This is a genomic window from Pseudoalteromonas sp. MMG013, from assembly GCF_018100885.1.
Classification (GTDB): Bacteria; Pseudomonadota; Gammaproteobacteria; order Enterobacterales; family Alteromonadaceae; genus Pseudoalteromonas; species Pseudoalteromonas aurantia.
In genome coordinates this window covers 1-12,662 of sequence record NZ_JAGJEE010000006.1, presented here as the reverse complement: position 1 = coordinate 12,662, position 12,662 = coordinate 1, and the positions used below count along the sequence as shown (strand labels likewise).

Annotated in this window: 12 protein-coding genes; 5 read left to right on the top strand and 7 right to left on the bottom strand. The window is 42.2% G+C overall.

The genetic code is table 11. The features are described 5' to 3' along the window. Positions 1 to 20 precede the first annotated feature (20 nt). The 4 genes from J8L98_RS07965 to phaC all read left to right on the top strand — a co-directional run bounded on the left by J8L98_RS07965 (position 21) and on the right by phaC (position 4,393). Positions 21 to 989, top strand: coding sequence for a phosphatidylinositol transfer protein (locus J8L98_RS07965; RefSeq protein ID WP_210996004.1), 969 nt, complete (start codon positions 21 to 23; stop codon positions 987 to 989). A 298-nt stretch (positions 990 to 1,287) separates the two neighbouring features. Continuing rightward, positions 1,288 to 2,037, top strand: coding sequence for an acetoacetyl-CoA reductase (phbB, locus tag J8L98_RS07960; protein WP_210996003.1), 750 nt, complete (start codon positions 1,288 to 1,290; stop codon positions 2,035 to 2,037). Between the two features lie 79 nt (positions 2,038 to 2,116). Next, entirely contained in the window at positions 2,117 to 2,467 is a 351-nt protein-coding gene (locus tag J8L98_RS07955; protein ID WP_192506603.1) for a phasin family protein, read from the top strand. Between the two features lie 156 nt (positions 2,468 to 2,623). After that, positions 2,624 to 4,393, top strand: a complete 1,770-nt coding sequence (gene phaC, locus J8L98_RS07950) for a class I poly(R)-hydroxyalkanoic acid synthase (protein ID WP_210996002.1) — start codon at positions 2,624 to 2,626, stop codon at positions 4,391 to 4,393. A 72-nt stretch (positions 4,394 to 4,465) separates the two neighbouring features. On the opposite strand, the gene J8L98_RS07945 is transcribed toward phaC, so the two are convergent. The 5 genes from J8L98_RS07945 to J8L98_RS07925 form a co-directional block, all read right to left on the bottom strand. Continuing rightward, positions 4,466 to 4,768: an AzlD domain-containing protein gene (locus J8L98_RS07945; RefSeq protein WP_210996001.1), complete on the bottom strand. Its 303-nt coding sequence runs from the start codon at positions 4,766 to 4,768 to the stop codon at positions 4,466 to 4,468. Then, positions 4,765 to 5,511, bottom strand: coding sequence for an AzlC family ABC transporter permease (locus J8L98_RS07940; protein ID WP_247682476.1), 747 nt, complete (start codon positions 5,509 to 5,511; stop codon positions 4,765 to 4,767). The genes J8L98_RS07945 and J8L98_RS07940 overlap by 4 nt, the downstream gene beginning before the upstream one ends. A gap of 42 nt (positions 5,512 to 5,553) precedes the next feature. After that, positions 5,554 to 6,402 carry an AraC family transcriptional regulator gene (locus J8L98_RS07935; RefSeq protein WP_210996000.1) on the bottom strand — a complete coding sequence of 283 codons (849 nt, stop codon included), beginning with the start codon at positions 6,400 to 6,402 and terminating at the stop codon, positions 5,554 to 5,556. A 373-nt stretch (positions 6,403 to 6,775) separates the two neighbouring features. Next, entirely contained in the window at positions 6,776 to 7,075 is a 300-nt protein-coding gene (locus J8L98_RS07930; RefSeq protein ID WP_210995999.1) for a transcriptional regulator, read from the bottom strand. Continuing rightward, positions 7,068 to 7,550: a hypothetical protein gene (locus J8L98_RS07925; RefSeq protein WP_210995998.1), complete on the bottom strand. Its 483-nt coding sequence runs from the start codon at positions 7,548 to 7,550 to the stop codon at positions 7,068 to 7,070. The genes J8L98_RS07930 and J8L98_RS07925 overlap by 8 nt, the downstream gene beginning before the upstream one ends. Positions 7,551 to 7,800: 250 nt before the next feature. Between J8L98_RS07925 and J8L98_RS07920 the strand changes: the two genes are divergently transcribed. Next, positions 7,801 to 9,492, top strand: a complete 1,692-nt coding sequence (locus J8L98_RS07920) for a hemolysin D (RefSeq protein ID WP_210995997.1) — start codon at positions 7,801 to 7,803, stop codon at positions 9,490 to 9,492. A 94-nt stretch (positions 9,493 to 9,586) separates the two neighbouring features. On the opposite strand, the gene J8L98_RS07915 is transcribed toward J8L98_RS07920, so the two are convergent. Together J8L98_RS07915 and J8L98_RS07910 are read right to left on the bottom strand one after the other, a co-directional pair. Next, positions 9,587 to 11,254 carry an alpha/beta fold hydrolase gene (locus tag J8L98_RS07915; protein ID WP_210995996.1) on the bottom strand — a complete coding sequence of 556 codons (1,668 nt, stop codon included), beginning with the start codon at positions 11,252 to 11,254 and terminating at the stop codon, positions 9,587 to 9,589. Positions 11,255 to 11,410: 156 nt separating this feature from the next. Then, positions 11,411 to 12,499, bottom strand: coding sequence for an MBL fold metallo-hydrolase (locus J8L98_RS07910; protein ID WP_210995995.1), 1,089 nt, complete (start codon positions 12,497 to 12,499; stop codon positions 11,411 to 11,413). Positions 12,500 to 12,662 lie beyond the last annotated feature (163 nt).

Here is a 12,662-nt window from a genome sequence, read left to right as displayed (position 1 = left end):
AGTAAAATAAAGGAAGAATAATGAAAAGAATATGCCTTCTAAGTACATTGATCCTTAGCTCAATGCCAGCACATGCGCTCCCTAAATGCCCACAGCCTGAGATCATGGAGCACATTATTGCCCCGCCAAGCTTTGACCGTGCCCCTTATCAAAACACATTAAATCGTTTTATAACCTGGCTACCAAACTATCATATGATCCATGATGAAATTGCTGCATATGGCCAACCTATTACGGTGACTGCTAAGTTCGATTACGGCAGCATAGCCCATAAAGACTTAGAGTTTGAAACCGTTAACTTTTATTTGCGAGGTGAACATGATTCAGCGTGGCAATTTGTAACTCAAGCAACAACAAACCGAGATGGAAAAGCCAGTATCACTATACCACCCCTTACTGCCGGTCAATATCGCATATATGCTGCTGTTCCCGCCGATGGCACTGGCACACAAGGTTTTATTACCGTTGTTGAACCAAATACCCCTGCGATATTATTTGACATAGATGGAACATTAACTGAGTCTGACGCAGAACAAATCGGCGACTATACAGGCATTAAGTACGCAGACCCAAAAGAAGCTGCTTATGCCCTAGTCCGTCGATACATAGACCTTGGCTATCAACCTGTTTATTTAACTGCACGCGTATATTGGTATGCCAAAGGCACGCGCAGTTGGCTATCTTGGATGAATTTGCCCCAAGGGTATCTACGTACCTCGTTAACCAACGAAACCAGTCTGTTTCGTACCGCTGAATATAAAACACAACAAATCAATCAGCTAAAGGCTAAAGGACTCAATATTGTTAGGGCCTATGGCAATGCTAAAACGGATGCACAAGCCTTTATAAACGCGGGATTAAATCCGTTACAAAGCTTCACTATCGGCGAAGATGCAGGTCATTATGGTACCACTGCAATTAACGGCAACAGTTATCAAATTCATATCAATGAACAGGTAGATAACTTCCCAGCTGCACAATGTGAATAATTACGCCCAAGTCTAACCGACACGTTAGACTTTTTACTCCAAAAACAAGACTTACAAATAATTAACATTTATATCAGTCATAAGTTTGCCGAATAGTGTATTTTTCCTGATTTGGATTACGTTTATAGGCAGTTATAGCTACGTGTATAAAAAATGACATCCTTTTGTTACTTGAGCGTCATACTCAAGGTGAACAATGACGGTATCACTTTAAACCTTTCTAATTTTGCTTAATGCGGATTAGAAAACGTAGTGAAGGTTTGCAGTTAATTTGCTACAACAGATACGGAGTATCACTATGGAAAACCAACAAACAGCCATCGTCACAGGCGCATTTGGTGGCATTGGAACCGCCATTGCTAAACAGCTCGCTAACGCCAATTATTTTGTCATCGCAGTCGCAAGTGAACGTCGCTCGCAGGCTGACTATGATGCTTGGTTAAATCAAACTCAGATCAACCCTAATCAGGTCAAAGCACTTTTTTTAGATGTGACCAATGTACAAGCATGTGAAACACAACTTACAGAAGTCATTGTTGAACGTGGCCGTATTGATGTATTGGTTAACAACGCAGGGATCACCCGCGACACCTCATTTAAAAAAATGTCACATACGCAATGGAGCGAAGTAATTAACACGAACCTCAATGCGCTCTTTAATATGACGCACCCATTGTTTGCACACATGTGTGCCAACAAATATGGCCGAATAGTCAACATCTCCAGTGTTAATGGGCAAAAAGGCCAATTTGGCCAAGCAAACTACGCCGCGGCAAAAGCCGGTATGATCGGATTTACCAAATCATTAGCCTATGAAGGCGCCAGAGCTGGCGTGACCGTAAACGTGGTCGCACCGGGTTATACCGAAACGCCCATGGTTGCCGCAATGCGCCAAGACGTATTAGATAACATTAAAGCACAAGTCCCAATGCAGCGTCTGGCTTCTCCAGATGAAGTCGCTCATGCTGTTGTATATTTAGCATCAGAAAAAGCGGCTTATATTACCGGTGAAACGCTTGCGCTTAACGGCGGTTTATACATGAACTAAATCTTGGTGAAGCCAAAAATGGCCTCACGCAGATAACACATGCAGTATCAATTAATGAACGTTAAAAGGACCAGCAATCATGTACACAGATCTACTTAAAACATTTTCAGAGCAAAACGAAAAGTTCCTTTCACCTGTACTTAAGTTCAACCAACTGGTTGCACAAAACATTGAACAACTTGCAAATATTCAAGTCAATGCAGTACAAAACTTTTCGAATACGTCAGTGGCACAGGTTAAAGCAGCGGCCGATGTAAAAGATGCAAAATCTTTGGTTGATTTTAATGCAAGCCAAGTTACCGTATTGAATAACATCAGTCAGCAAATGATTGAAGATGGCCAAAAATTATCGCAACTAGGTCAAGAGTTCAAAGATAACCTAGAAACGTTGACTAAAGAAAACCTTCAAGCGGCTCAAACGCCAGCTTAAGCATTCATCGAGTAATTACACAACACAGTGATACCGTGGAATTATTCGACAACTTGAGGTGCGTATAACACTGTTGTTGAGTTATAACATCTAACTCAAAAGCGCACCTACTCCTTGTTGTTATTGATATTAACCAATGCCATTAGGATGACCGTAATGGATACCCAAGATAAAGATCTAAACCAAACCCTGAATGCGTGGTGGCAATACAATCAAGACATGTATACTGCATTCAATAATTCATTGTTTAATGATAATCCTGTGCAAAAAGCACTCTCAGAACAAAGTAACCGTGATTTCAGCGCATGGTTAGACGCCATAATAAAAAAACCTGAAGCCATGCAACAAAACCAGCTAGATTGGTGGCAAAACCAGCTACAGATCATTCAGCAAACGTTCGCACCTACAGAAATGGCTGACACCAAAGACCCCGTTACCGAAGAGCGTGGAGATAGACGCTTTAAAGCCGATGAATGGCAAGAAAACCCTTGGTTTAATTATATTAAACAAAGCTATTTACTATTCGGACAATCGCTACTGAGCTCTATCCGCGAAACCCCTGGACTTGACGATAAATTAAAAGAGCGGTTAGAGTTTTTTGCGCGTCAAACAGTCAACTCATTGTCGCCTTCCAACTTCATTTCGACGAATCCCGAGCTACTAAAACTCACCCTTGATTCTAATGGTCAAAACCTCATTGATGGCTTCGAGTTATTCAAAAAAGATTTAGAAAAAGGTGGGGACATGCTGCGGATCAGCATGACGGATGAAAGCGCTTTTGAGCTGGGTACAGACTTGGCGACAACGCCTGGGCGTGTTGTTTTCCAAAATCATTTATTTGAACTCATTCAATACAACGCCAGCAGCGACGACGTATACCAAGCCCCACTCTTGTTCGTACCGCCCTTTGTTAACAAATACTATATTCTCGACCTACAAAGTAATAACTCAATGGTCAAATGGGCCGTTGATCAAGGTCACACCGTCTTCATGATGTCGTGGAAAAATCCAGATGTTAGTATGAAAGATATTGGCTTCGAAGATTATGTCGTAGATGGGGTCATCGCTGCGGTCGATGCGGTTGAAAAACACACTGGCGAAAGTGATATAAACGCTATTGGCTATTGCATTGGCGGTACTTTGTTAGCCACAGCCATGGCCTACTTCGTATCAAAACGCATGAAACAAAGAATAAAAAGTGCCACCTTACTGACCACGTTATTGGACTTTTCTCAACCAGGTGAACTCGGGGTTTTTGTCAACGAACCGACCGTTACAGCATTAGAAGCATACAACACACAAAATGGTATTATGCACGGACACATGCTGGGAACTTCCTTCAGTATGCTCAGAGAGAATAGTTTGTATTGGAATTATTACGTTAATAATTACCTCAAGGGCAAAGCCCCCATGAGTATGGACTTACTGTATTGGAATAGCGATAGCACCAATCTCACCGCCAAAAGTCACAACTTTATGCTCCGAGAGTTGTATTTAGAAAATAAACTTATTGGTGAAAAGCAAGTCAGTATTCGTGGAACTAAAATCGACTTAAGCAAAATTAAACAACCACTTTATGTGCTATCGACCAGAGACGACCATATTGCACTGTGGCAAGGTACCTTTAAAGGCGCACAACAAACCAGCAAAAATATCACCTTTGTTCTGGGTGAATCCGGTCATATTGCTGGGGTAATTAACCCACCACAAGCAAATAAGTATGGTTATTGGTTTGGTCCTGACGTATCGGGCGAGCCTCAACAGTGGTTTGATAAAGCAAAGCACAACAAAGGCTCTTGGTGGACTCATTGGCAAAAATGGGTAACCAGCCACAACAGTGAGAAAGTCCCCGCAAGAATAACACATACCCAAGATACCCCAGGAATTTATGATGCCCCAGGTGAATATGTAAAAGTAAAATTGTAACGAGTCAATGAGCTGCTACACAGTATTGTAGCAGCTCATTGCTATGCTACTTTTTCATCTTTGTCGTGATGGTTACAAAGCAAAGAAAAACAACCCCATACTAACAAGCACGGTTAATAAAGTATTACGCGTCACCACTATCAATAAGCAAGCAATTATCGCCCCAACAAAATAACGATTTTGCAAACCAATATGTAATTGTTCACCCTCAATAAAAATTAACGGTGCAACAATCGCACTTAATACCGCAGGTGCTGAATATGTGAGTAACCTTTGTAAGTGAGGGCCAAGTACCATAGGTAATTTAGGCTCCAAAAAAACATAGCGACTCATAAAGATAATCACAGCCATACCCAACAATACAAACCAACTCATAATGCCTCCTTGGTATCACCACCGTATAAACATTCCGTCATATATCCAGCAAGCATGCCTAATACGGCTGATAATAATAAACCGACTTGCCATTGCCAAAGCGCAAAAAGCATTGCGGTATACGTTGCCACAGACACACATACCAACACGGCTGGCGTTTTAATACTGGGCACTATTAACGCAATAAAAGTAGCGACAATTGCAAAGTCTAAGCCTAAAGTATGCAGCTGTGGCATTGACGAGCCAAGTACAGTACCGAGCGCCGTTGCGAGATTCCATGACAGGTAAAAAAATCCTCCAGCCCCTAAAGCAAACCAAGGATCCGTTTTTAACGCTTTAAACTTATCTGACATAACAATGGCAAACAATTCATCGGTCAATAAAAAACCAAGTGTAATACGCCAGCGCATCGGCAACCCTTGCCATGTCGGGCGTAATGACAAGCTATATAATACATGTCGAGAGGTGATCAAAGTCGTCGTAAGTAAAACCCCAAGAGCACCAATGCCTGATGCTATTAAGCCTAATGCCGCAAGTTGTGCAGCTCCGGCAAAAACAAAAGCCGACATAGCCTGCGCTGTATACCAAGTTAAACCCACTTCAATGGCGTATGAGCCTGCGAGTATACCCCAAGGCACCACCGCCAGTGCCAACGGGAAAACAGCCAATGCGCCACGAAAAAGGGCATTATAATGGCCTGTGCTTGATGATATTCGAATTGTAGACCCTACTCTATGCATCATTATTTACCTGAAAAAAATCATGTAAATATCCTAAAACAATTGCTAACAAATAACTTGTACGTTATTGCTCGCAACCGCCTTGGCATAATGGCCTGGTGTCACGCCCATCATCCGCTTAAAATGCCGATGAAAATGACTTTGATCATGAAAACCACATGTTAGTGCAACATCCAGTTGATTGCGGCCCTGCCGTAAGAGTCTTTTTGCCATTCTAAGCCGCGCTTGAATTTGATACTTGTGTGGCGGCAAACCAAACTGTTTTTGAAACGCTCTTAACAAATGGCACGCACTCACTCCTGCTAACCCCGACAGTTCTCGTAAAGATACATCTGAGTCAGGATGCTCATCTAAGAACTGCTTTACCAGTCCCAGTGACACATTTGCACGGCTCAGCGGTAACCCCTTATCGAGTGATTTACTGTGCCTAACTACCAACTTAATGAGTGACGAATAAATCAAAGACTCTCTCACCAAACGATTATCCGACTCACCTAGCGTGGTAAACATGGCTCTCAATAAATTTGCTAAGTAAGGGTCATAAACGACCGCATCTGGAAAGTAAGGTGCGCCACGGCCAGTACCTAACTCTTCACTGATGGCTTCAAAAACGTGCGGTGTTGGATACATTGCTTGATATGCCCAACCAGACTCAGTGGCGGAGCAACCATTGTGCACTTCATCAGCATTCACTAAAATAATACTGTGTTGAGGTGCAATATGATTGCCGCCCGTGCGATAAAACTGTTGCGCTCCTGATTCAATCACCCCAATTGTATACCCTTCATGGCTGTGACGAGAAAAGTTCTGTTTTTGGTATTGTGCATTCAGCAATTCGATACCACCTAATTCAGAAGCATATGCAAAATCAGCAATTTCAGTGCGCTTTTTCATTGTGATTTCTCATTATGATACCTAACCGCCCCATTGACGCGTTAAAATTTCGCCTCGATTAACATATGTGATCGACGAACCTATGGCACATATCACAGTGCCGTTATTAACTTTAACCTCAGCTCTGGATAAGCGAATTTGCCCAATAAAGCTATTTTACTCACTCTCGGCGTTGCTTTCATTTGCAATAGCCCGCTATTACTGCATAAAAGCGCCTTGATATTGAACAAAATATCATCATTGGATTGTACGTAAGTTTGTTTGCAAAACATTTTCTATGCCAAAACCCTTATCCAAACCTGAGGTTACTTTAGCGTAAATTAAGCACTCGGTTTTGTACAAAAACGGCATATTCCAGTAATTTAATATCGCATTAATGGCTTATATTACCTATTAATGCATGTAATGCGGCTTTATGCCCTTGATATGCACTTCGACCTAGTGCCGTCAAAGACAGCCAAGTGCGTTTGTGCCCTGTTTCAGCTCGTTGTTTAGAAATGTCAATATAATCAGACTCCTCTAATACCTTCAAGTGCTTAGATAATACCGAATCACTGACTTCTAAATGCGCTTTTAGCGGTTGAAACTCCATTTCACTTACATTAGCGAGTAGAGCGCAAATTTGTAAACGTATCGGCGCATGAATAACCCTATCAAACTCAGCGTTATTCATTGGGGCCTCGCGTTGCACTTACTTCATTTAATGGATAGCAATACTGAGCTATCGCCATTAACATCATATTTGCAGCACTCCCCACATAAGCAGACCATATAACCCCTTCTAACAAATAAGCTCTAGAGAGTGTGATGATGACACCGAACGTCACCCCCAATCCAATAAAGTAAACGCCACCTAATGTAGACCTTGGTAACATCAATAATTTGATGCCTTTACGCTTCAAGTAATTTATGCCGAAATAACCCGCAGCCAGAAATACCGCAAAAAACATCATCGCCGCCAATGCCCATTCGTTGTCATGGGCCATATTGGCATAAGCAAATGTAAACAAACCATAACTTATCGAACATAGCAAAATAAGCCATATTGGAAATCGTGCTAAGGTTTCTAAACGCTGCTCTGTTGCTTCAATTAAGGCCAATGCTTCTTTCGCTTTACTAACATCTGTATTTTCCAATTCCATTTTCATGCTCACTTTGGTTACTCAACTTTCTTTCCACACTGGAAACTAAATTAATCCTAGCATCTACTTTCCAATATAGAAAGTAAATTTAAACCCAGATAAATTACTCAAATTTGCGTAGTTGATAACATTTATTTTCATAAAAACGTAATAAATTTGTAAAATACAGATAAATAAATTAACTTATCGGCTGTTTTTATGTGACAACAATAAAAGTACTTACAGCGTCTGACGCTGAATATTTCAAAGGAATAGTATGAAAATCAAAAACCTCAGTGCATGTCTGATCTTGCTCACCACCACAACCGCAAGTGCATTTACGCAATTAGGTGGTGGCGGCATTATGCCAATGGGACACGAATGGTTAACCCGTACAGCTGCATTAGAAGTCTTAGATGCGGAACACATTATAGATGTAGACCCAAATGATCCTCGTCAACATTGGCAGCAAGGCCTCGCTAAAAATATAGATATCAGCAACGCATTAGAAGAAATCAGCCGAATTCAAGCCTCTGCTAATCACAATACCAGTTACCAACCAAAATATGATGATGTTTACTCAGCAATAGTGGGCGAACGATGGGTCGATATTGCAGGCTTTAATGTCACCAACGCAAGTACCGATCCCACAGGCCCAAATTGTTTCAATGCTGTTTCACAAGAGCCGGCTGATTTACAACAAGACCATTTCATGCGTCGTTATGATGATATTGGTGGCCAAGGCGGGGTTAATGCCGCATACAGGGCACAAGCACGTTTTATCAATCATTTTGTTAATGCGGCGATGGCCAATGATAAGCGTATGAAAGTGTGGGATGGGGGCGGTACCTCAGCCAATACGGAAGTTGATCATAATTACTTTTTATTTGGTCGCGCAGTGCATTTATTTCAAGATTCTTTTAGCCCAGAACATACCGTTCGTTTAGCGGATGATAATTACGAAAAAGTATGGCAAGTAAAAGCTTACTTATGCTCACAAGGTGCTGAACAACATACCCATAATACTTCTGATGTTTTAAATTTCAGTAGCGGTGATGTTATTTGGAAAGAGCAAACGCTGGGGCAATCTGGCTGGGACACTTATAAAGCCAGTAACATGAAGCCCGTTGCTTTGGTTGCATTAGAAGCCAGTAAAGACTTATGGGCTGCGTTTATTCGAACGATGGCGGTCGACATGTCACAACGCGAAAGTCATGCAAAACTCGAAGCACAACAGTTGGTTAATAACTGGCTATCGTTTGATGAGCAAGCCATGTTGTCGTGGTATCAAAATCAACAACACCGAGACCATACCTATGTTTTAGCCCCCAATGATAGTGGTAAAGGCAAAACCCTCGCGGCATGCATGGCCGAACTCAATGTGGGAACTACTGACCAAAGTGCGCGAGTAGCACAGCTTGATGAAGAGCGTCGTCAGTGTTTATTTAATATTGAAGCGCAGCCAGGTTACAGTGATTTAAATGACCCTTATATGAGTATGCCGTATCACTGGCGCTGGAAATCGTTGACTTGGAAAACCCCGCCAAGCAACTGGCAGGCACCCAACATATCCGCTGATATAGGAAAAACCGTAACCATTCGTTCGGCCAGTGCGGGACGCGCAATGGCGAGTCAAAACTTAACCAATAATGCGCCTCTAACAGGTCACGCTACATCCGAGGTTACTTGGATAAAAGTCCCAGCAAACGACAACGCTTATTACTTTCGAAGCCAACAAGCGCCTAGCTTATTTCTCAGTTATAGCAGCGCTTCTTCGGGGTATGCCAAGTTATGGGATTCACCAAATCAAGCAGCGTACGAGCTCATCTATCAAGGAGGGGTTTGGAACATCAAAAATACCTATTGGCAACAATATATTTGGTATAACCCAAATGAAAGTAGACCACAATTAACACGCGCAGGTGCGCCACATAAAGCACATTCTAAATGGATAATTACTGAGCGTTAATACTTTGCTTGAGCGCTTTATTTTCCCTCCCTGCATTTAACATAGAATACTCCCAACCAGACCTAAAGGCTCATGACGAGCCTTTATTTCATGTTTACCGAACGTAAGGGATCATTAACTGTCCTTCACGGCCATTACCATATTCAATATCCATATAGTAACTGTGCCTATTAGGCTTTTTATATTGTGGGTCTTGTGTATCGATGGCTAAAACCACACGATGTCCCGCAGGTACGTCATACGCAGTTGTCGCCATTTCAAATTCAAGTTTCGTCACCCCTCCAGCCGCTGCTTTTGGCAATGTGTACACACCATGGGTGATTAGCTTTGCAACGCCAAACACATTCATATCGTACAAATAGGCGACCACTTGCGCCTGAGTTGCATGTGGTTGTACATAGATGCTTAACGCTGGGTTCCCCCTGATCTTCATCGTTTTAGCTGCCTTTGGCGATTGATAGTAAATGCTGCGAATATCTGATGCAGCATAGATATTACTGTAAATTGGGACGTCCAATTGCTCCAATAGTTGCGAGAGCACAGGAATACTGGTGGTAAATAGCGTGCCCGCCCATGCATTTAAAGTATTATCTTTACTGCTTTCTGCACCATATGGCGTAACCTCCAAGTCGCCATTATCAAACCAAGTACGGGGATGTAAAAAATACTGCTGAGTCTCAATTTCTGAACTTGATAGAGAAGTAAATTGATCGGTATTATCGCTAAACTTCACTTTCATATTGATGGGTTTTTCACTGGGTAACTGACTTGGTAATTGCTTTAAATGTATATCAAACCAGTGATATACATTTTCCCACACTCGGTTTTCTCCTATACCCAGTAGGTCGGGTAAAATCTCCGCCGTACCATGCGTACCTGGCAGCAAGTCGATGTATTTCGGGGTGGTTAATTGCTCAAATAGGGTCATTAAACTATTCGGCTGAAATAAATTATCGCCATAGCTTTTCGCTAAGTATATGGCTGTGCCATTGGCGTTTAACTTATCAATATATTCAGAGGGCGAGCGCACTAATGCCCAATCAATGACCTCCGGTAAGGTACTTTCATCGTGAGACTTTATTGCCTCCCAGTAACGTGGCACATTGGCATCAAGATTGCCAGTTAACTGACCAGACAGGGTTAATATTTCTCCCCAAGCCAGCCTCGGTGACTGATTGCCATACAATGAATCAACCAGACTGCCCCAACTACTTAACGCAGCCACTGCTTTGACCCGACTGTCGTGCGCTGCACCGATTAAACTAATGCCTGAACCATACGAAATACCACCAGTGCCAATCGCATTTTCATTGACGGGATAGTTATCAATGAGGAAATCAATTGCCCTGCTGTAATCTGCAATATCGTTGGGTCCTGCGGTATCCACCACACCTTCAGAACCACCAAAGCCACGCGTTGCGTAGCTCAGTACAATATATCCACGTTCAGCCAAATAAGCGGCTTGCTTAATATATTGGTACTCATTGAGTGCCCAACTATTAATGAATATCACCGCAGGGGCTTTTTCAACTAACTGCGTTGGTACAAATATATTGGCTTTTAGATGTAAACCATCCTCCGTTATGATCTCAATCGAATCGTCAATTGTGAATCGCTCTGAGCGAGGCAGGAGTATCTCTTGTGGCTTACTTAACCAATCAAGTATAGGTAAGTGTGAAGCCGCAATGGCGTTGTTACACACCAATAATACGCTAAGCTGCGTAATCAATAATATCGTAAATATGTGAGTCGTTATTTTCATTATCTGTCCTTAACTGTTGTCAATGAATCATAACTAGTGCAAAAACACCACTAGTTACAATTAATTTACTTTAGTAGGACATGCTGAAGTTGCAAACTTTCTGACAATCGTTGTACTTGTCACACTGCGCTCAAACATTCAATTCATTCAGCATTTTTATAAGCTATGCCACCAGCGGGTCTCTTGCGACTCACAACATCCCACGGTGGTCACCTCTCCCACAATCGGTGTATTTAGCACAACTGACTGTTTGTCCGCGGCACTCAGTGCTCGCTCTAATGGTTCATACCAAGCATGAAATGCCAAGTCGAAGGTGCTATTGTGAATAGGGATCATTACCTTTCCTTGCAAATCAATATGCGCTTGTACTGATTGTTCTGGGGTCATGTGTACGTCCGCCCAATCCTCATCATAAGCACCTGTTTCGAGTAAAGTGTAATCAAATGGACCATATTTATCACCGATGGTTTTAAACCCTGAAAAATACCCCGAGTCGCCGCTAAAATAGAGACTTTCATTATCCGTTTTTATAACCCAAGAGCCCCATAGCGTGGTGTTTGCATCACTCAGGCCGCGTCCTGAAAAATGCTGCGTTGGTGTAAATGCGACTAAAGTGTCTTTTGTCTCTAGCTCTTGCCACCAATCAAACGCCACTATCTTCTGCTTATCAACTCCCCACGCAGCTAAGTCACCTTCGACCCCTAGCGGCACCAAAAACTGAGCGGTTTTATGTGCCAACGCACGAACCGCCGCCTTATCTAAGTGATCATAATGATTATGCGAAATAATAACTTTATCTATATTCGGTAATGCGGCTATGGATATCGGCGCTGGTTGAAAGCGCTTTGGCCCCAAAAAACTAAAAGGTGACGCTCGCTCTGAAAATACCGGATCTAATAACCAGTATTCACCTTTCACCTTCAGTAAAATCGAAGAGTGACCAAGTTTGATAATATGTACTTTATCGTTACTGAGCGCTGCCAACGAATCCGCTGTAATCGTTGCCATAGGGAGGCGACTTGTCGGTTCTGTATCGACTCTGTTTTCAGTGATGTAGCGTTTTACGATCCCGAGGGTTTTACTGATTGATTGTGGTGCAATAGTCACTAAGTTATTGAACTGTTTACCGTCGTACTGAGCCGATTTGCGCTCTACCTCGACATTCGCGACCAAATTACTATTCACACTATACCCTCCTATCACCGCACATATTATTATGCTCAGTCCAATCCACAACATTCTCATATCACCACACTCAAAGTAAACTATACGGTGTAGTTTTTCACTAAAACAAATAAAAGTAAACTAATTAGTGCACTTTTTTAGTGGCTTGATAAAATATCTGACAATAGAGTTAAGGTATGTAACCTCAGCTCTGGATAAGCGAATTTGCCCAATAAAGCTATTT